Genomic DNA, 22,329 nt, shown 5'->3' with positions numbered 1-22,329 from the left:
TATATCTTCGTTAGATTAGTCATCCGAACGTAAATACGAGAAAAGTTCAATTGTATTTAAACTGATATTAAAAGCATTGAAATACTGAATATCGAAGTACGAAAACTTTATTACTTCTTATAAGGTCGAGTATACGACCTTATGAAAATATATTAATTCATTTATTCACTTAAAATAATTAATTGAGATTATTTTTTATTATCTAAGGGAATATTCGTTTTTTGAATAAATTTTTTCCAAATTAGTAATTGAACTAATATTTTTTTAGTTGTAACTTCATCGACTAAATAACGTCTTTCAGACTTAAATAAGCCAAAAATACCGTTATCAATAAGGGTCTGAGATATATAAGGAATATTATTATTTATTAAATATTTTCTACCCAAGACGCCTAATTTTATATTAGCTTCATATTCTTTTTGTTTTAAAGAACGCTCTTGTGCCGGTAAATTTGCCTATTTTAAAAAATTGACAAGTTCTTTTATTGCATCATCAACTTGGGCTGTTTCAATTTTAGGATAAGTTAAAAGTATGTTATTAAAATAAGTATAATATTGCCTATAATCATTTTTTTTACCAACAAAAATATAGAGATCATTTTTACCTATATATTCGTTACATTGATTTTTATCTGTATTAAACACACAATATTTGATTTTTATACCTGTATTGTATCTATCATACTCTTTGGGTGGAACCATTCGAACCGAATCTTTAGGAGCACATCCAATAATGAAAATAGCCAAAACAAAATAAATTATTTTTTTCATTTTTAATCCTTTAATCTTGTAAACAATGGCTCTAATTGAAATAGTCAAATTATGTCTTTATTAGAGGAAAATAATATCGTTTATTGCGATAATTCTAATAAAGTATCCAATAAAACATCTGCTCCGGCTTTGCACCAGGAAGTAGTTATCGATTCAGCTTCATTATGACTTATCCCTTTGATACAAGGAATAAATATCATTGAAGTCGGCGCGATGCTACTCAAATGACAAGCATCATGACCTGCACCAGAAACCATTTCAATTGCCGAATAATTATTTTTTATTGCCGCCTTTCTAACTGACGTTATGCAGTTTAGATCAAAATGGATAGATGGCATGCTAAGCACTTTTTTTATTTCCAGTTTTAAATTTAATTTCTCAGCAATTTCAGATAATTGAGCATAGATAAGCGTTTCAAAGTTTGCCAATAATTCAGAATCATAATGTCGTAGATCTATAGTAAAAAAACAATGATCCGCAACTACATTACGAGAATTTGGGCTGACAGTTATCATACCCACGGTTAACCTAATATCTTTGCTGTCTGGATGTAATGCCAGTCGGTTTAAAGCAGTCACAGATTCAGATAATCCCACCACCGCATCTTGGCGCATATTGACTGGCGTTGTTCCTGCATGGGCAGCTAAACCCGTCAATGTGACTTCATACCAACGCTGGGCAAACGCACCTTTAACAATACCAATTGTTTGATTTTGTTGTTCAAGTATAGGACCTTGTTCAATATGAGCCTCAATAATGGCTTTAATTGATTGATTGGCTATTTTAGCATTACCCAAATAACCAATATCTTCTAATGCTTGTTTAACCGTAATACCATCTTGATCTTTTATCGCATAAGCTTGATCAAGATCCAGCTTGCCAGTAAAAACAGCTGATCCCATCATGGCTGGCGCAAAACGTGAACCTTCTTCATTAGTCCACATCACTAATTCTATAGGGTGATTAGTTTGAATATTATAATCATTTAACGTTAGTAAAACTTCTAAACCAGCTAATACGCCATAGATCCCATCATACCGGCCCCCCTTTGGTTGACTATCACCATGTGAACCGGTCATCACTACTGGTAAATCTTTAAGGCCTTCTCGACGGATAAAAATATTACCTATCGCATCGACTTGAACTTTAAAACCAGCAGATTGACTAATTTGAATAAGTAAATCACGGGCTTGTTTATCTAAACTCGTTAATGTTAAACGTGTCACACCGCCATTTTTAGTCTTGCCTATTTGAGCAAAATCATCAAGCAATTTTTCAAGGCGTGTAATATTAATTTTGGGTTGTAAACTACTCATTATTTTTGCCCCTTAGGCAGTAACGAAAATCACAAATACCATCACCCATCATAATAGTATGAGGACGATCTAATTTAACTTGCGGAGCATAGCCTTCGATAAATTTACTATCGCGATTACAGGATAATAAAAAACCAATTTCAGCTAATCCCATTTGCTGATACATTTCTGCGTATCGACATCGATGGACATTATAGTCATATCGCTCATGACTGTTTTCAACGACAGTAATTATTAAAGCATCATCTTGTTCCCACAGATGTTGTAAGGCTACAAAACTTTCAACGCTAGTACCATTGGGCTCCTTTGCAGCAAACTCTTTTCCAGATTCAACTGCTGCTTGGGCAACCGCTTCGCCAATAACCGCCTTAGCGACCTCTTTACCATAATCGCGTGTTAATATTTCATATATAGGTTTTATTATTTCTGCTTCAATTTTACGACGATGTAAAATACCTATTTCGGGAAATTCTTGCATCACTTATACCTCAATCATTCTAACTATTATTTTTTAAGTTTAAATTTTTATTATCAACGTTCATTCTGATTAAGAAATTGTTGTAAACGTTTATCATCACTATTTTTTAAAACATTAGGCGCATCATCATGAATAATCTGTCCTTCTTCCATAAAGAGGATACGATTGGAAACTTTAAATGCAAAAGACATTTCATGAGTAACAATTAACATAGTCATCCCTTCTGTTGCCAGTTTTGCAATAACTTGTAAAACCTCATTAACCAATTCAGGATCGAGGGCTGATGTAGGTTCATCAAACAACATAATACTTGGCTCCATAACCAAAGCCCTAGCAATTGCTACCCTTTGCTGCTGTCCACCAGATAACTGATGCGGATATTTATAAGCATGGTCTAACATCCCTACTTTATCTAATAAAGCTAAAGCTAATTGTTTCGTTATCGCTAAATCTTTGCCATGATATTCAGGCGCTAAAAGTAGATTATCTAAAACAGTCTTATGGGGAAATAAGTTATAATTTTGAAATACCATTCCTAAATGCACAATTCGATTATAGAATTGTTTATCATGTATTTGTCCGCCATTAATAAAGGGAATTCCTTCAAATTTAATCGTTCCTTCATCTAAGTCGGATAAACCATTAATGGTTCGAATAAGAGTTGTTTTGCCTGAACCTGATGGACCTATAATCGATATAACATCCCCCCAATTGACATCTAAATTAATGTCTTTTAGAACTTTTGTATTACCATAATTTTTAGACAAATGTTGCAACTCTAACACATACTTACTTGGTTTACTTGTTGATAAAAGATTATTCTCTTTATTAGAAATTGACTTAAATTCATTTGCTTCAATTGTCGCAATGTTGGAACGTTTTGTAACATCCAAAGAGACTTCAAAACGCTTGATTAGCCAAGTTACTATAGTCACTATAGCCACATAATAAATCGCAACAATAGTTAGCGTTTCAATAACTAAAAAGTTACGGGTATAAAGCTGTTGACCAACTAATAAAATTTCAGTTAATGAAATAACCGATACTAACGATGTTAATTTTATAATGGTAACAAATTGATTTGTTAGTGGTGGTAAGGCTATTCTTAGTGCTTGAGGGAAAACGATCTTAGCTTGTATTGCCCAGTACCTTAGTCCTAAGGCTCTACCTGCATCAATCTGATCTTTAGAAATTGCTTGTAACGCCCCGCGATGAATTTCAGCCATATAGGCACTTTCACTGAGAATCAATGCAATCAGTCCTGCCCAAAAAGGATTAGATAATACAACACTACTTGCTTGCCAAAATCTAGGTAAACTATAGATATAAATTAACAAAACTAATAATGGTAAACTTCTGAATAACCAGATATAAAATGCGGTTATTTTTACCAACATTAAGCGCTTTGAACGATTACCCAACGCTAATAATAGTCCAAAAACTAAAGCACTTAGCCACGCCAAACCACTTAAAGAAATAACAGTACCACTAGCTTTTGCAAAATTAGGATTAATCAGCTCATTAAAAAAATAATTCCAATTAAAGCCTTTCTGTTCAACATTCTGAATTTGTTTTAAATTACCAGCTAAATCGGTAGCAATAAAATCGATATTATCTTGCAATAATGTTTGATTGGGATAAGCTAAATTATATTTTTTTAACAATTGATCGTATTCGCCCGATTGTCGTACTGATTTTATAAGATCGAGCAAATATTGCTTGAGCTCCGTATCATTCTTGCGCACAGCCAAACCAATCAGAACAGGATTTATCATATTTTTGCTAGTGATTTTCAAACTGTTATTTAATTGTTTGATCACCATATTTGCCACCGCAGCATCTTCATATTGCACATCAACACCATGTGAAAGGAGCGCTTGAGAAGCTTCTGGCGCACTTGGGTACTCTTTTACCATAATGGCCTGAAGATGTTGAGATTTACAATATGTCTCACTGATCTGATTCATGGTTTCAATCCATGCCGCCCCTTTCATTGACGATACACTCTTACCACATAAATCTTCTAAGGTTTGTGGATTAAATTTATCATCTTGCCGTACTAATAGCACACCACCCGTCTGTAAATAAGGAATAAAATCAACTTGTTTAGCTCGTGTACCATTAACATATAGAGCACTAGCTACAACATCATAATGGCCTGATTCCAGTCCAATAATAATATTTTCAATTCGAGTATCATTAAATTTAGCTATCTTATGAGACTTTTGTGCTAACAAACGCATAAAATCAGGGTCAAAACCTTCAGCTTGATTATTTTCCAGATAAGCAAAAGGCGCATAGGTCAAATCAATGCCAATTCTTAGCACATTTGAATCATCATCAATTTTTGCTACCGCTAAAGGGGGTATAAAAAGAAAAACAACGCCAATAACCACGGCAAAAATGTTTTTATAAAAAGACAGGAAAGAGCGCATAATTTTTCCATCCTTGTGTAATTTTCTATTTAAATAGATATATTGAGAAATATCATTAGGATGTACTTGATTATAGTAATAAATAACTATTTGAATAATAATAAATAGTTATATTATTATAGCATTTAAATATAAGCCATCATAAATTATGATGTAAAACATCAACTACTTTCCTTAAAATTTTGAGGAAAAGAGGGATGAGAGGTAAAATAAAAGTAACTACGTTGTGGTTTTAGGAATTTTGCCAGTCCACCAAATTGGTTTCTCGTCCGATTGTAAATTATCGAAAACAGATAAAGGGATCTTCTGTAGCTCATACAATAAAGAATGGTAGAAATTGTTACCATTACTGATTAATATTTATAATTGGGATCTGATTTGAACCATTCATAATTTCTTATAGCACATTCAATACTCTCATAAAATGCTTTAAAATATGCATCAAATATCGCTGTCTGTAACTAATTCAACTATGCGGATGCCACCTGTAAAACCAATTTTTATTGACATCATTTCTTTACCTTATCATTTTTAATGAAAATTCAACATTCTATTAAATATATTGTACTTATATTGGACCATCCCAATTTAGTTTATTTTTCTGTTCGTCAAGTTCGAGTTTACATAACTATTTTCTTTTCGATACCACCCTACTATCAATAAGCAAAGTACTTGTTGTTGCGGTACTTTATAAGATAATAATTGATTTGTATAAGAAGTTTTACCTGTTTTGTTATAAATTTCTATTTATTATTCTTGCTTCATTGTTATGGTCATAAAAATTGGTTGCACCCTAGTCAGTTAAAAAACAGTCATTATTAGTAACAGTTCTAATTGATGATTATATTTCTAGATAATGGTTATTTTGATTTAGTTTATTGAGATTTTTTTGTAAAAATAATTGAGGAGTCTATACCGTTTCTTGACTATTTGAACGCTATGATGAAAAAGGTGCTCATTTGATAGCACCTCTTTATATGAAGACCTTTTGAAATTTTCAGCTCAAGTTAATAAGACAAACTTTATGTCTTATTCTTTGGTAGTGCTAGTAAAGATGAGCATTACTTTTTTATTTTATTGACACTGAATATTCATTAGCAAAAGGAATTTACTGCTGAGTGAAGTCGGATTCATTACAGATAAATTCATCACTATTAACACTAAAAAGATAAGCTAATTTTCTAACTTGTTAAATAGATCACATAATTGAAAAAAACTGATCCAGTTCTGCGATGGAAATCGCAGAACTGAGACTTTAAAGAGAAATTTTATTCACTTAACTCTATAACATTAATATCATTGCATATTAATTTGATCATGTAATCACCATAAATATTTAGGATATGACAGGGATCGCCCGAATTATAACTATATGGATAAATTTCCATATCTTTAGAATCAAGTGCTCTATATTCATGTGAAATATCAATAGTATCTCCAATCTCTTGAATTTCATTATATTGACTCTCTATTGACATAAACAAAATTACATTAAATTCAATTTGAATAATTTTATCCAAAGCAATTGCTTTAACTTTCAACTGATTATTCGATACATTTAATTCACAAATCCAGCTAATTGATAACTTTCCTATATCTAACATAATTTATTAACCTTATTTAAAATTTATTGTTTCTGTTGGATGTAACTCATGAGGTAAATTTCTTGGAATTTCAGAGCCACTTGAATCCAATCTCTGTCCTTTATTTATAGTGGAACCATCCTGACCATATTTTGGTGCTGCAGTTCTAACTACTCGGCCAGTATTCCAGTTAATATCAATCTTAGAGCCATCTTTATACGGCGTTACCAAAATAGCAAGATCTTCTGGAAAACGTTTAAAATCCTCTCTAAAAGGTGCATACATGAACCGTCCTGAGTTCATATCGTCCATTAACTGAATAATTTCTTCCTCTGTCAAATAACCTTGAGCATAGGCATCGAGGTTACTATCTAAATTTGCTCCAGTTTCATATGGAATTCCAATAAAATTACCATCATTACCACCATCAGCCCAACTCAAACCATTATTTTCCACCGCATTTTTACTGCTACTAATAGCCGCACTGGCATCACCAAAATTACCACCACCGGCAGCTACTGCAAGGCCGGAGGCTAGTTGAGATAGTGCACTGATGGTTTCTTTTTCCTCTTCGGTTAAATCTTTGACTTCTTTGCCATACAGTTGTTTGCGGATGATATCTGCTGCTATTTCTCCGACCACAGCACCAGCTCCACCGGCAAGTCCTGAGTTACCTTGTAGTTCCGCAACCACTGCGCCGAGTATGGAATGCGCAATTAACCTTGCTGCTTCATTATCGCCTGTATGCAGTTTTATCTGTTCAGCGAGCCATGGTGCACTGGTACTGGCGCCAGCAAGGCCGCCGGTTATATCGCCAGTGATAATGCTGGTAATAATTGCTACGGCTGAGTCAACGCCTTTACTAAAGTCATTGCCCATTTTGCCATCTTTTGAGTCTTTACCGGCATCTTTATGAATGGTGCGTTCAAGCTCTTTAACCTGTGACGCTAACTCTTGTAAACTCGTGACAATGTTTTGTTTGGTCTGTTCATCCTCTTTATTAAAGATAGGTTTGAGCTTACTATGGGCATTTTCGGTATCACGACTGAGTTCATTAATATCTTGTATTTGCTTATCTTGGTCACGAATGATTAACTCATCGTCACTGATTGCCGAGTGCGTAATATTCGAGGCTTTATCGTTATGGTCATAAACGGTAAGTTGTTCACTTGTCGGTGAAAAAATTTTATTATTAGTAACAGTTCTAATTGGTGATTATATTTCTAGATAATGATTATTTTGATTTAGTTTATTGAGGTTTATTTGTAAAAATAATTGAGGAGTCTATACCGTCTTATTGATATTTGAATTTTATGATGGAAAAGGTGAACATTTGATAGAGAATCTTTCTATATAGATATTTTAAAATTTTTTAGCTCAAATTAATAAAACATACTTCATGTTTTATGATTTCTCCTCTCCACAATTCACCATAAAATGCAACTGGATAAATAAACTTAGATTCACCACAGGACAATTCATCACCATTAGCACTAAAAAAGGTAAGTTAATTGTACAACTTGCGAAGGAGATCGCATTGTTGATAAATGATTAGGTAAATATTGCGACATTTGTCGCAATATTTAAAATGATTTAATTAGATAGGTAGTGTTGTCAATGTTACAGCTGAAAGCCTATCTTTTTGATTAAATTCAAATCGTAATGAATAACTATCATCTATATAATATGCAATCCACTTATTGATATAGCCTAATAACTTATCAGGATAACCTCCCCCGTCGTTAACCGGGAGCCCTAATAAGTTAGTTATTCTATTTTTATCATATGATGGATTTATTCCTGAAGGTAATTCATCATGATATTGCAAATAATCATCGTCATTTATTAAATATAAGTGAATTTGTGTCAGCTTATTATGTCGGAAATTAATTAATATTCCATTTTTAAAAAACTCATAATACTTAGTGCTATTTGGGTCATTGTATTCAATGGGCGTTTCAGATAATTTTGGTTTTTCGCCAATAGATTCTTTCAAAATAAAGAATTCTTCTGAATTTTCAGGTTTCCCTAAGGCATTGATAAGTTTTTGCCACTTGACCATTTTATTTAATTACTCCCATTTGACGATTTCTCTCTATAATTTTATTTATTGCATCTTCAACTTGTTTTGGATCATATCCTCTTTCTATCATATTTTTACGCAACGCATCGGTATCCCGACAAATAGCACCACATAGATCGGCTGCATCTTTTTCGATCTGTTCTGCTGTATTTTTACCACCATATGTTGGTCCCGCTTGATGCACATCTTTAGGAACTTCAACAGCAGTAGACTCTTTGTATAATGCTCGCTCTTCTTTTACTGTTAACTCACGTCCTAATTTTTTTTCTTCAGCTTTTTTTAATGCAGCGAATGATGGAATATGATCATTCTCCAACATATCACCAACTTGTTCTTTAGCTTTTAACTCTCGTTGAGCACCAACATCAAGAGCTTTTACTTTATTCTGAGCTTCTTGAACCAACTCACTGGCTTTTTTTGTATCGCCTAATTTTAATGCGGCTTTTGCTTCTTTTAATACCTTACCAACAGCATCACCTAAACCAGGTATTAATCCAACTGTTGCAATGGCATAATCAATACTATCTTCAGCTTCTGCATAAGCTTTAACATCCCCAACCACTGGCGTAAAATCAACAATTAAACCACCTATCGTTTTCAAATTCTCAATAACTAGTTCTTGTCTTTTCTGAGTACAAGCTGCATCATCAACTCCACCACAATGATTATTGATAAATCCTTGTTTTATCCTTTCTGAAGCTTCTTTTTTCTCTTGTTCTGTCCAATATGGATCTTTATTCAACAAGTTATTCTCAACCGCATTTTTACTGCTACTAATAGCCGCGCTAGCATCACCAAAATTACCTCCTGTAGCGGCAGCAGCAAGACCCGTCGCTAATTGAGATAAAGCACTAACGGTTTGCTTTTCCTCTTCGCTTAACTCACTTATTTTTTTATCACCGTAAAGTATACCAATAATTGCTTTATTTGCTAGTTCACCAGCTACCGCTCCAGCACCACCGGCTAACCCCGAATTACCTTGCAGTTCAGCTACTACCGCGCCAAGTATTGCATGAGAAATTAAGTTACCGGCAAGGTTATCAGTGACCCATTCACCATCCTTGTCTAGGTGCCCAGTGTGCAGTTTTATCTGTTCAGCAAGCCATGGTGCACTGGCGCCAGCAAGGCCACCAGCAATATCGCCAGTGATAATGCCGGTAATAATCGATACGGCTGAGTCAACGCCTTTACTAAAGTCATTGCCCATTTTACCATCTTTTGAGTCTTTACCGGCATCTTTATGAATGGTGCGCTCAAGCTCTTTAACCTGTGACGCTAACTCTTGTAAGCTAGTGACAATGTTTTGTTTGGTCTGTTCATTCTCTTTATTAAAGATAGGTTTAAGTTTGCTATGGGCATTTTCAGTATCACGACTAAGTTCATTAATATCTTGTGTTTGCTTATCTTGGTCACGAATGATTAACTCACCGTCACTGATTGCCGAGTGCGTAATATTCGAGGCTTCATCGTTATGGTCATAAACGGTTGGTTGGCTACTGGTCGGTGAAAAACCACCACTACCAGGTCCTTTACTTACCCCAATAGAGCCCGAGGCGCTACTGACATCATATTCGGCTTTGTTTTTAATATCAGTAAAGCCAATAGTGCCGGTATCTAAGCGATTTTTTGACCGGTCAGCTTCAGAGGCTATCACCGCACCATTTAGTTGGGTATGTTCACCCACAGTAATATCATAACCACCACTACCAGCAAATATGCCCGATTGCTCGTTAACCGATTCATAATTACTCTTCATCCGGTCTTGAGCAAAATTAGCACTAGCACTACTTGCACCATAGCAAAATGGCGGTACACAGATGCTGGCACTTGCACCAACACTGGTGTGTTTAGCATCATATTTTTCTTTATCTTGTTCACTACTTATGGTTAAGTGACGACCTATATCGGCAATAACTTGCTCACCAGACAGCTCCGCGCCCGTTAAAATAACATCACGGCCACTCTGGATGTTAAGCGTATTACTAGCTGTAATCGTGCTGTTTTGATTGATATCACTGAAACCATTTTCTTTACCTTTGGATTGACTGGCGGCCAGCTCAAGTGAAAAGCCATTTTGCCCGCCCACTAATCCAAAGCCAACACCAACACCATAGTGACTGCCAGAATCCGTGCTTTTCAATTTTTCAGTGCTGTTTGCTGAGTCAAATTTGATATCATTCCCCGCATTGAGATTGATGTTTTGCCCGGTAATATCAACGCCTTTCCCTTCAATGTTCTGTTCTGCATTGATATTCACATTTTGACCAGCATGAATAACCGTACCGGCTTGAGTATGACTGTTATACTCTGTTTTTTGTTTTGAGTTATCTGCCGTTACACTTACATTGACTTTAATTAAAGAGGCAGAACCACCATCACCACCATTAGCATTACTCTCCGCATTTGCTGTTGGTTGGTTTACTTCTACCGGTGCATCGGACATATTTAAATCAGCTTGTGCCGCATTTACACCGGCTTGTGCCATATAAATAGCGGCTAAACGTTTATCTTCCTTATTTTCAATCGCTTTTGCTGCTTTTTCAATTGACTGTGCTGCGGTGACCGCATAACCAGAGGCCGAGACTGTTACTCCATATTGTTTATTTTGAGTCTCTACTTTTTGGTAAATATTGTCCTCACTGGTTTCCATAATGACATTTTTACCCGTTAAGTTTACTGATTTACCAGCGGTAATATCGACACCCGCCAGTTTAACATCATCACCTGCAACGACATTAATATTGCCTTTTGTACTGTTAAGTCCACTGCGGATATTACTTTGTGTTGCTTTATCTTCTAACTCTTTATATCGTGAATGTTGGTAACCCACTGTGCCACTATAGCCATCGCCATTTAATTCACCTACGACTTTATTGTAACCTTTACTTTCACTATGTGATTGATTCGTACTAGCACCAATATCAATATTGCCTTTTTCCGCACGTAAGTTGATATCATCTTGAGTATTTAATAGGCTACCTTTAATGTCGATGTTGCCTTCATGGCTATTGATGGCAATGTTATTTGCCGTTAGTGTGGAGGCGTTTTGACCAATGACATCACTATTACTTCGATTACCAGAGCTTTCACTTCCATATGGTAAGATACCCGCACCATGATTTGGACTGCCGTTGATAAATCGTACCGATGAACCCGCTGTCGGCGCCGCTGTTGTTGCACTCCAGTTTTTACTTTTAGTTTTACTGTATTCCGATTGTTTATCGGTAGCAGTTTCAATAATGACGTGACGATTAGCATCAATAATGATGGCTTCACCGGCGGTTAAGTCACTTCCACTAATGACGACATCGCCATGCGTTAATTGTCCTTGTGAATCCCTTTCCTGACTATTAGTGGCATGAAGTTGTATATTGCCAGCTGCAGTTAATGTGCTACCGTTACTATATTCACCGTGTAAACTTGATTCACTTTTCGTTGACGATTTATGGTATGAAATTGGGGATGAGGCTGGGTTACCTATATCCATAGCTAATGCAGCCAGTTCACCGGTAAATTGTTTCGCTTTTTCAACCTTATTACCTGAGGATTTGAAAATATCATGAATATTTTGCACACTCTCAGTTATTGGATTACTAAACGAAATACCAACACCCGAAGATTTTGATTTGAAAGTCTGTTTTCTATCAACAATATCATGGCCAGGGATAATCGAAATATCTTCACCACTGATGTCTATATGACCGGTGGCGCGTTTATCATCCCCTTGTGTGCGACCGGCAATAATGTCACTACCATCAATGGTCACTTGTTTATTGGCAGCGATAATCACATTACCACCTGAGGTGCCAATTAAACTCCCCGCCTGTGATTGATTAACTTCATTCGAGGTTGAGGTCGCCTTAGTTGATTGTGAACCAACGCTAATCCCTTTTGAGCTGGTTGATACCCCTGATTTTTTGGTTTTTCTTTCTTCATGACGGTAATAGCTCTCTTCCGCGGCAGTAATATTTACATTATTGCCTGCATTAAGATAGACATCTTGGGTTGCTATCACCATGCTGCCAGATACATCTAAATCATGACCGGATTTTATCGTTACGCTATTGGCACTAAGTTCACTGCCTTTTTGAGTCGTGTTATCGATAGTTACTTTGGTTTTTTCACTACTACTTTTTAAAAATCCTTTATCTTTGTATTTGTGGAACTCATCCAAATAGGCACTTTCTGTCGATGAACCAATATTAATGTCATGACCCGCTTGTAGTCCTAAATGATTACCCGCTGTAATATCCACCGTTTTGGCTTTAATATCATGACCTGCCACTAGCTGAATATTGTTGGCCGCCATAATTTCAGTGCCGACCACGCCTTTTTCATCTGTTATTCTATAGTCTTTTCTGGCTCGATAATCATATTTCTCTTCAATATCGGCTGTGGTTAATCCAATATCATGCCCGGCCTGTAACCATGTAGTTCCCTCTTTACCGCTGTTAACGATATAACCCGCCTTAGCATGAATATCATGCCCAGCATTAATCACAATATTGCCATTGCTGACTTGAATTGTGCTAGCCTGATCGATATTGGTCAGCAGATTACGAGCGCGGGTTTGTGTGCGGGTGCTTGATAATAAATTAATATCGTTATCGGCGGATAGGTAAACTAATTTGTCACCGACTAATTTGCCATAGTTGATGATGTCATTTTGGGCATCAATTTCAACACGACCACCATAAATTGTCCCTTTGTTAGTGACATCATGGCCTTGTAATAACGCATCTTGTTTGGCGGCAATTAAGCCGGTGTTATTGAGTTGTTCACCTTTAACAAAAATATTGTCACCCGCAATTAATGCGCCATCAGTACCTAATTGAGGTCGGTTAACCATATAGACTTGTGGTACAAGTACCTCAGTTGGTTGACCGTTAACCATAACGTTTTTTTTCACCAACAAGACGATATCGTTGGTTAATGCCCGCATTTGTTCGCCGGTTAATTCCACCCCAATTGCAATACCAAATTCTTTAGCAAAACTGATACCCGCATCCATTAATGCCTGATATTGTTCCATATCAGATTTATAGCCGTGCAAGTAACGGTGACCGGTTAAGCCAACAATTTGTTGTTGAATAAGTTGTTGTTCATAGTAACCATCACCCAAACGTTTTAATACTGAATCTGGGTTGCCACTTAGACGATTAATCATATAATCAGAACTTAACCATTTTTTACGATTAGTAAAACGCGGATCGGTTTCAACAATATAATTTTTGTCAGTCTCTTTATTCACTATCCATAAGCTATTATCCGGTAATGTTAAGTCTGGCTCATAAACACTAATGGTTTTCGATGGTGTTATGTCATTGCCGGCTTCAGGTAGTGTCGATTCATCAACGGCAGGGGGATTATTTTCCTGATGAGGTAAATCCTCTTCAATCGTTGTTGTCGGTTTTGGCAGAATAGACGTAATGGTGCCTGACTGATGGTTGGCATCAGTTTTGATATGAGTTCTATCTGATTGATTTGAATTAATGGCAATACTTTGCGCTGAAACCACTTTCGCTTGTTGGCTAAGAGTATCATTGACCGTTTTATCCACTGCAACGGAGTTGTGGCTGTTTTCCACATTAACTTCACTGCGTGGTTGCTCGGTCAGTTTTGTTTTTTCAAATATTTGATGATCGACAATATTTTTATTTAAGGCATTATCAATAAAAATTTCATCGGGTTTAGTGTATTCATGTTCTTTTTTTCTGTAATCATCAGTACGTTTTTTCCAATGCTCAATACGTTTACCAGAATACACATATTTAGCTATTGCTTCTTGTGAATGATTATTAAGTTGATCTACATTGATATTGACGGTTTTACCGGCAATGATTTTACTATCCTGATTATTCAAAGTTTGCCCATGAATAATTACATTACCTGCAGCGGTAATGTTGCCAGGGTCGGTCTCTAATACTGTTGTTTGGTATTTTGTTTTAACAATTTTATAATGGTTAGAGTTTCTATAACTGCCGTCACTTACTTTAATTCTTTCAATAATACCGGTTTCCCGGAACTGTTCAGGAATATCATTCCATTTATAGTAGCACCTTCTTCCTCCTTTCTCACAACCGTATGATATAGGCTCGGGTAATCCATATTGGTAAAAATAAAATACTTGAATACGATAATAAACATCATCTGGTGAGTATTTTTCTAGACTTCCTTCATGTTCAAAATACTCTTCTGTTTCAGGCGGTTCATCACTTTTACGCATTTCAGTGACAATATGGTCATTGATATTGTTAAGTTGATTGGCTGCAATAGATAAATCACCCTGTGCTTCAATGGTGGCAGAGTGATTATTGATTTGCTTGGCCATGCCTGTCACATTCCAGTTTTCATCAAGGCCGCCACCAATAATAAAATTCCCTAAACTGAGTAATTGTGCATGAGTATAATTATTTAAGGTCTCCACACCTAAATGGAAGTTTTGCCGGGCGGCAATCACCGGCGCGAGGTTGTTTTTTGCTAAGTTATTTAACCAGTTGGCATGAATGGCTAAGTTATCGGCATAAATCCGACCACCGGCTAAATTATCAAGTTTATTGGTTCGCATTACGGCTGTGGTTGCATCAATTAAGCCATGGTTGGTCACGTTTTGGTGTTTTAATGAGAGATACTCAGCACTAATTTCAGCGTGTTGTTCATTGGTTAACTGCTGGCTTTCTAAGGAAACTTGTTGACCTGCAGTAATTTTATTTTTATTAACAATATCTTTTTGTGTGCGAATCGCTAAATGCCCATTTGCAGACAATTCACTTTCATTAATAAAACTGTCTTGTAAATCCAGTGATAAATTATTTTGGCTTTTCATGGTGCCATCACCACGATATGCTTTAGTTTTTAAATAGATATCATTGGCCAGTAAGTGTCCATGACGGTTATCAAAGTCTTGGGCATTGATTATCAGATTTTGATTGGCGGTTAATTTGGCTTGTTGGTTGTTTAAATCATCAATTTCAAGCACGATATTATTGGCCTGATATTCAGATGCTTGATTATCAAGTGAGTTTGCTTTGATATCTATCAGTCCATTGGTTTTTAATGTCGCCGATTGATTTATCACATTTGCTGATTTTAAAACTATACCCTTATTAGAGAGTAAGTTAGCCTGTGAATTGTCGATATGATGGGTTGATTGAATATCTATCAACCCATTTGCGGTGAACTGCGCATCACGATTATCTAAACTCTCAGTGGCTTTTAGTTTGATATCGTTTTCCGATAATATTGTCGCTTGCTGATTATTTTGCTCAGTTGCGTCAATCGTGATATTGCCTTTAGCCTGTAATTCGGCATGTTGATTGTTTAACTGGTCAGTATGAATATTCAAGGCTTTTTCAGCAATCATTTTAGCATGTTGATTATCCATGCTCTGGGTGTCGATTGTTAAATCCCCTTTAGAATAAAGCTGCGCTTGCTGATTATTCAGGTTTTGGCTGGTGATATTAAGCCCTTTATCACCCGCGAGCAGTAATGCTGACTCATTATTTAGCTGATCGGCTTTTAACACTATTTGTGATTGGGATTGAAGTGCTGCTTTGGTATTATTCAGTGTGTTGGCATGGATCTGAATATCCTTTTCAGCAACAAAAATAGCTTGATTATTATCAATGTTTTGACTGTTAATCGTAATTTCATCCGCTGCTTTAATCACCCCTTCACGGTTAATTAAGTGATTTGCCGCTATGATAACAGATTGGTCACTAAATAGTTTTGCTTGGCTGTTATCTAGATCATCAGCATCAATGGCTATAGTTTCTTTTGCACTAAGCACGGCATGCTGATTATCAATTTGCTTAGCATGGATATTGAGTGATTGATGACTGGCTAATTGAGCAGCTGTATTGGCTAACTGCTGCGCATTAATGCTGATGGCTTTTTTAGCTATCCATTTGGCTTTATTATTGTTAAGTGTTATGGCGCTGACGTTGATATCCCCCTCTGCGCCTATTTCACTTTCAGTTGTATCTATCGTGTCAGCGTGTATGGTGATGTCTTGGTCACTGATGAGTGAGGCTTTATCATTCTTTACGGTTTGTGCGGTAATATCAATATTTCCTAAACTGTAAATGTCTGATGCTGAGCTATTAAGTGTGTTGGCATTAAGCTGCATATTTTTTAGTGACGTTAGCTGTGCCTCTTGCATCGACAACGTTTGTTCACCGACAATGTGCATGTTACCTTTACTGGCAATTTTTGCTTTATTAAGCAAAGCATCTTGGCTATTAAGATTGAAATCACCTTCAGTGAGATAATTCGCTTCATCACTGGCTAATGAATCGGTTTGGATATCAATGCCTTGCGTCGCTTTAATTTCACTCTTTTCATTATTAATAATGTTACTTGTAACGTTTATTTTACCACCAGTAAAAAATGTACTATGTTGGTTATAAAGATGCTGAGCATTGATAGCGATAGATTGATTACTGGATAACTGGGCATGAGTATTACTTATCACATTAGCATGAATATCAATGTCATTTTCAGTGATAAGTTTGGTGTTATCATTAAATAATTGATTATTGGCATTAATAGTTATGCCGTCTTTAGTCTGAATCTGCGCTGAGGTATTATCAATATCTGTTGCATTAATAATCAGACGACCATCAGTTAATAATACCGTCTCTTGATTATTAAATTGTGTAGCATCAATATCAATATTTTGTTTGGCTTCAAGGATCGACTTTTGATTATTAAACTGATTTGCAAACAGTGAGATAGTACTTTCACTTAACCAATTTGCATGTTGGTTATTCAGTGTTTTCGCGTCTATATGCATGCCCGATTTTGCATATATCTTTGATTCTGCCGTATCAGCTTGCTCGGTTTTAATCTTTAATTGTTGATTGGTAACAAGCTGTGCTCGATTAAATGCCACAAAGGCTAATGCATTAATGATTATATCTTTTGCGGACTTAATAATGGCATCATCCGCATGAATATTGGCAGCAGTAATTGCAATTTGTCCATTAGATAGGAGTTCACTTTCGTTTAATTGTTGATGTTGCCCTTTTAATGTAATATCACCTTTCGAACCGACATAGGCCTGATTTAAATCGATTTTATCACTATTAATTTCAATTTGCTGGTCTGAATATAACGTTGCTGATTGGCCATCAAACTGTTCACTGGCCGTTAATTTAAGGGCTTGCTCGGCTTGTAATACGCTATTTTCACTGGCTAATTGTTTGCTATTAATAGTTAATGATTTGCCTGAAATTAAATCGCCATCATTGTTATTTATTGTTAGCGCCCGTATCGCTAATTCACCTTTTGATACAATGAGGCTTGATTGATTATCAAATAAACCTGTTATATTGATGGTGGTGTTATGACCACTTTGCCATTTTGCGTTGATATTTTGTAATTTATCACCAGTAAAGATTAAATCTTGACCACTGACTAAGACGGTATCGTTGTTATTTAAATGCGTAAATAGATAATTAATCGAACCCGTTGCTTTTAATTGACTTGATTGGTTGTCAATGTCCTCAGCTTTAACATTGATATCCTTGTCAGCAATCCAACGTGATTGTTTATTCTGTAGTGTTTTAGCGGCAACATCAAGATAACCTAACGCACTGATTTGTGAATAATTTAACACTAAATGATTCGCCTTGAGTGATAGCGCATCAGTGGTCAGTAATTTAAGATATTGCGCATAAAGGTTATTGGCATTGATATGAATTGACTTCTTCGCTTGTAAATCCGCTTGGTTAGCCGATAAATTTTGTGCCTTAATCTTTAGGTCCTGTTCAGTGATAATTTCAAGCTCATCAGCATTGATGTTGCCAGCGGAAACAGTGATAGCATCTTTAGCACTTAACGCGGCTTTTTGCATATCTATATCATCGGCATCAATGGTCAATTTGCCATACGTTAAGATGTTAGCAGCTTGACTTTGCACATGATTTGCCTTCACTGCAACATCTTCTTCAGCAATGAATGTGCCATTGTTATTGGTTAATGTCTCGGTTGATACAACAATCCCTTTTTTGGTTTGCAATGTGGCGTTGGAGGTATCAATTGATACGGTATGATTTAAATTGAGTTGTTGCTCAGTTTGTAAATGTGCTGATTTAATCGAAAGTTGGTCACCAATCAGATTTATCTCATTGGCATACGTTTGGCTATCATCAAGATTAATGGCTTGCTTGGCCTTTAATGATAATTTGTCACCGGCTTTATTTTGACCGTTTAAGGCAATGACATTAGCATCGGCGTTAATATTACCTGATTGCGTCAGTTTACCTTGTGTATCAATACCCGCAATGATGGCACTCTTTTGCTGACTATGGATGTTATTGGCACTAAGTTTTATATCTTTTTGTGCAATTAACGTTCCATCATTATTAATGGTTTTACCACTATTGAGTTTAATATTTTGTTTACTGTAAATTTGTTTTTGATTATCAATATTATCTCGGCTACTGATTTGAATATCTTTTGTCGCCTGTATCGCTCCGCGGTTAGTTATTTTACCCTCGGCACTAATGCTAATATTGTTGATGCTGGCACCTAATTCACCTGCATTATGTACACCGACCCCTTTTTCGGTACCCACCATGCGTATTGAGCCAGCATACATCCCGCCAAATTGCGAGACATCAATAGATACCTCAGGTCTTTCACTTGAATTAGTATCATCTAAAGGCTCAACGGTTTGGCCGTCTTGGCTAACCTTATTTTTCCCCGTTACCACATTAAGCTCATTTGCCCAAATAGCTGAGTTGACTGATACTGTATGGGAAATTAAATCGGTATAGCTTTGCTCTGAACTATCTAATCCTTTTCCGGTGACCGTAATCTTACCTTGCTCAACCTGATAACCGGTTAAGTCACCATTTTGTAGAATAGGTTTACCGGTCGTGAGCGTTGAGCGACTGGCATTAATAAAGCCACAACCATTACAGGTAATGCCTGAGGGGTTGGCAATGATAACTTGCGCCTTTTGACCGGCGACTTCAAGTACACCATTAAGTTGACTTGGGTTACGAGAATTGACCTCATTTAAAATGATTTTAGCCGGTCCACTGTTTTTTAAAAATTCATTACCTTGTACATGACCCGCAATTTGAGTTTGACTGATTTTACTGCTGTTGTTTAATATCGCCCCTTGCTGTGCAACATCAAATTGCTGATATTTATTGTGAGAAACCCCTTTTTTGTTTGGCGTTTGAATATTGACTTGTGTAATACCGTTAGCGGTATTAATCATTTGCGGTTGTTGATGTTTTGCGGCTTGTTTATCGGCAACAATATCGCTGGCACCATAAACAGGTGAGCTGAGGGTGACAAAACCTAACGAAAGAGATACGAATAAGGTTATCGGTTTAAGTGTATAAAAAAGTGATTTGAGTGCCGGTAGTTTTTCATCCGTAGCTGTTTTTTCTTTACCACCTGATGTTTTAGCGATTTCAGCTACCACCATTTGTAAACCACGCTTTTTATTAAAAATAACTCGATATAACTTCTTATTCATCATCTATTCCTTACTTAATACTGCTTATTCTTGTTTTAGATTGACTACGGTAAAACGTTAGGACTTGCTTTTGTTTGTATTTATTGCTTCGTATGAGTAAATAATAATTTTAATAGTTCCAGTTAACATTAAAGCCCAATGTTAATGGGTTGGTTTTAAAACCTTTTGGTTTGCGGATTGGTTTACCGGCAAAGAAATCATAATAAAAACCATAATTATTTCCACGAATACCGACCACGCCACCGGTTAAGTGTCGACCGAGTAGGTACTCACTTTTATTGCCCGACACTTCACCCGTATCGATACCTAGATACGGCTCATGATTAAATGGCCCTTGCCAGGAAAGCTCATTACGCAAGTACCATCCACGGTCTGCTTTTAATGTTAATTCCCCATCAAAACCACGTACAGACCAACGGCCACCAATTGAAAATTGGTCTGGTGAAGTTAAGTCATCGCCACGGGTATATTGGCCTTGATAGTCTAAACGATAGCGAAACGATTGCTCTTTCACTTTAAATGGCACATTGGCGGAGAAATTAACCAGAAAAATATTTGACAATGCACTGCTGGTATCTTCAGGATTGTCTTCTTCGGGGGCTTTTTTGGCGTTAAACCAACGAACCCCTTTTTGATAGCTAACACCCACATCTAAAGTCATATCGTCAATATAATGTCGATGTTCTAACCCTAATTGCCAATGCGTAGTTTTACGTTGTTGGAGCTCCATTTCAGTGTCATTAATATAGTTATGGGATTCACGAAGAGTAATGCCATAACTTAAGGTTGTTTTTTGTGATTCATTACGATGAATTACTCGGCTGATTTGTACATTAGCATTGCGGCTGCGACCACTATACTCAAAATTCTCATTTTGACCGGCTATCGTTTGATGGTATTTATTGCCGGATAATGATGCGCTCAGTAACCAATAGCCATAAGGGATAGAATAAGATAAAAGGAAGTTACGTGAGCCATATTTTCCTTTGCCATTAATATCGTGACCACCGGAGACATAAAACGCATCGCTTAAGGATAATAGATTGTCTAAATATAAAGTCGCACCAGCTTGGTCTCGGCCAGTCGCTTTTGTTCCCGAATCATCAACCGATAACCCTAATCGCCACATTTTGCTTTGCTTTCGCGTGATAACCACATCACTTTCCCCTGGTTTATCGCCCGGTACCAGTTTCATTTGACTGGAAACTGTCGGTAACCGCTGTAGGTTTTTCAGACCTTGTTCGATATCACGTAAGTTAAGAAGTTGATTTTCTCTTACTGGCATTGCGCTATACAATTGAGCATATTTATCACTATCATCACTGTAGTAGAGTTTTCGTACTTTTCCTTCCACTAACAATAGTTTTAATGTGCCTGACGTTAAATCTTGCTCAGGCGCCACCACGCGAGTGGTGATATATCCATAGCTAATTAAGCGGTCTTGTATTTTGGTCATCAATAAATTGACACCTTCTACACCTAAACAACGGTGCTCGGCTTGACGAGCCAGTTTATTGATAGGAATAAACCAAGGTAATTTATCTCGTTCTAATAATTGCACCTGATGAATATTGAAACAAAATGACTCTGTTGGAAAATGGATGTCACTTGTTTCATGAGTAGGTGGTAATAAATGGATGTCAGGTGCCGAAGGCGTTAATGTATCTTGAAGGGCTCTATCACGCTCTTGTTGGCGGATCAGTTGCTGATCACTCAGTTGTTGCGTTTTTGGCGGTGGTTCAGCTAACGCAACAAACGAGGGTATGATAATAGCACCCCAGGCAAATAAATGTTTTTTAATCGATAAATTTATCATATTAATTACAACATAACATCACATAAAAATAGACATAAAAACCATGCTAACAACAAAATACAGGAAGATCCACGCGTAAAACTGATATATATCAATTTATAATATCTTTTAATGATATATTCAATATCATTCGTATTGTTTATTTCAATTACTTATTCGATTAACCGCTCCTTTTTTTATAAACACTAGTAATAAATGTTTTGGGGATTTTGTTTAAATTTTTTAAATACATTTATTCGATTAATCAATTGATTACTCTGATTTTATGTTTATATTTAGTACAGCGTGGTTAGATGAGTGACAGTAAAATGACGAAGATATATTGATGATGAAGCTAGGATCTTTATCATT

At 36.2% G+C, this 22,329-nt stretch carries 9 protein-coding genes and 1 pseudogene; all 10 read right to left on the bottom strand.

Annotated elements, in window-relative coordinates:
- Positions 1–455: 455 nt before the first annotated feature.
- Complete coding sequence (locus H3T54_RS05115; protein WP_198221273.1) at positions 456–770, bottom strand: hypothetical protein; 315 nt, start codon at positions 768–770, stop codon at positions 456–458.
- An 80-nt stretch (positions 771–850) separates the two neighbouring features.
- Positions 851–2,086: a M20 family metallo-hydrolase gene (locus H3T54_RS05110; RefSeq protein WP_198221271.1), complete on the bottom strand. Its 1,236-nt coding sequence runs from the start codon at positions 2,084–2,086 to the stop codon at positions 851–853.
- A complete protein-coding gene (locus H3T54_RS05105; RefSeq protein WP_086363667.1) occupies positions 2,079–2,564 on the bottom strand; it encodes an L-2-amino-thiazoline-4-carboxylic acid hydrolase in 486 nt (161 codons plus the stop codon). The genes H3T54_RS05110 and H3T54_RS05105 overlap by 8 nt, the downstream gene beginning before the upstream one ends.
- 53 nt (positions 2,565–2,617) lie before the next feature.
- Complete coding sequence (locus H3T54_RS12060; RefSeq protein WP_370527359.1) at positions 2,618–4,132, bottom strand: amino acid ABC transporter permease/ATP-binding protein; 1,515 nt, start codon at positions 4,130–4,132, stop codon at positions 2,618–2,620.
- A 90-nt stretch (positions 4,133–4,222) separates the two neighbouring features.
- Positions 4,223–4,999, bottom strand: a pseudogene (locus tag H3T54_RS12055) (transporter substrate-binding domain-containing protein); the annotation flags it as partial.
- A 1,268-nt stretch (positions 5,000–6,267) separates the two neighbouring features.
- Complete coding sequence (locus H3T54_RS05095) at positions 6,268–6,603, bottom strand: hypothetical protein (protein WP_110422434.1); 336 nt, start codon at positions 6,601–6,603, stop codon at positions 6,268–6,270.
- A 12-nt stretch (positions 6,604–6,615) separates the two neighbouring features.
- Positions 6,616–7,461: a VENN motif pre-toxin domain-containing protein gene (locus H3T54_RS05090; RefSeq protein ID WP_198221267.1), complete on the bottom strand. Its 846-nt coding sequence runs from the start codon at positions 7,459–7,461 to the stop codon at positions 6,616–6,618.
- A 718-nt stretch (positions 7,462–8,179) separates the two neighbouring features.
- Positions 8,180–8,644: a hypothetical protein gene (locus H3T54_RS05085; protein WP_086362890.1), complete on the bottom strand. Its 465-nt coding sequence runs from the start codon at positions 8,642–8,644 to the stop codon at positions 8,180–8,182.
- A 1-nt stretch (position 8,645) separates the two neighbouring features.
- Positions 8,646–20,162: a hemagglutinin repeat-containing protein gene (locus H3T54_RS05080; protein ID WP_198223312.1), complete on the bottom strand. Its 11,517-nt coding sequence runs from the start codon at positions 20,160–20,162 to the stop codon at positions 8,646–8,648.
- A gap of 109 nt (positions 20,163–20,271) precedes the next feature.
- Entirely contained in the window at positions 20,272–21,978 is a 1,707-nt protein-coding gene (locus H3T54_RS05075) for a ShlB/FhaC/HecB family hemolysin secretion/activation protein (protein WP_198221263.1), read from the bottom strand.
- Positions 21,979–22,329 lie beyond the last annotated feature (351 nt).

The sequence above is a fragment of the Gilliamella sp. B14384G10 genome, assembly GCF_016101685.1.
Classification (GTDB): Bacteria; Pseudomonadota; Gammaproteobacteria; order Enterobacterales; family Orbaceae; genus Gilliamella; species Gilliamella apis_A.
The sequence above is the reverse complement of the archived record's forward strand: the minus strand, read 5'-3'. Positions and strand labels throughout refer to the sequence as shown.

Coding starts and splice junctions, on each gene's coding strand:
- H3T54_RS05115 (WP_198221273.1), bottom strand. CDS start 770: ATGAAAAAAATAATTTATTTTGTTTTGGCTATTTTCATTATTGGATGT.
- H3T54_RS05105 (WP_086363667.1), bottom strand. CDS start 2,564: ATGCAAGAATTTCCCGAAATAGGTATTTTACATCGTCGTAAAATTGAA.
- H3T54_RS05085 (WP_086362890.1), bottom strand. CDS start 8,644: ATGGTCAAGTGGCAAAAACTTATCAATGCCTTAGGGAAACCTGAAAAT.
- H3T54_RS05110 (WP_198221271.1), bottom strand. CDS start 2,086: ATGAGTAGTTTACAACCCAAAATTAATATTACACGCCTTGAAAAATTG.
- H3T54_RS05080 (WP_198223312.1), bottom strand. CDS start 20,162: ATGAATAAGAAGTTATATCGAGTTATTTTTAATAAAAAGCGTGGTTTA.
- H3T54_RS05075 (WP_198221263.1), bottom strand. CDS start 21,978: ATGATAAATTTATCGATTAAAAAACATTTATTTGCCTGGGGTGCTATT.
- H3T54_RS05095 (WP_110422434.1), bottom strand. CDS start 6,603: ATGTTAGATATAGGAAAGTTATCAATTAGCTGGATTTGTGAATTAAAT.
- H3T54_RS05090 (WP_198221267.1), bottom strand. CDS start 7,461: ATGGGCAATGACTTTAGTAAAGGCGTTGACTCAGCCGTAGCAATTATT.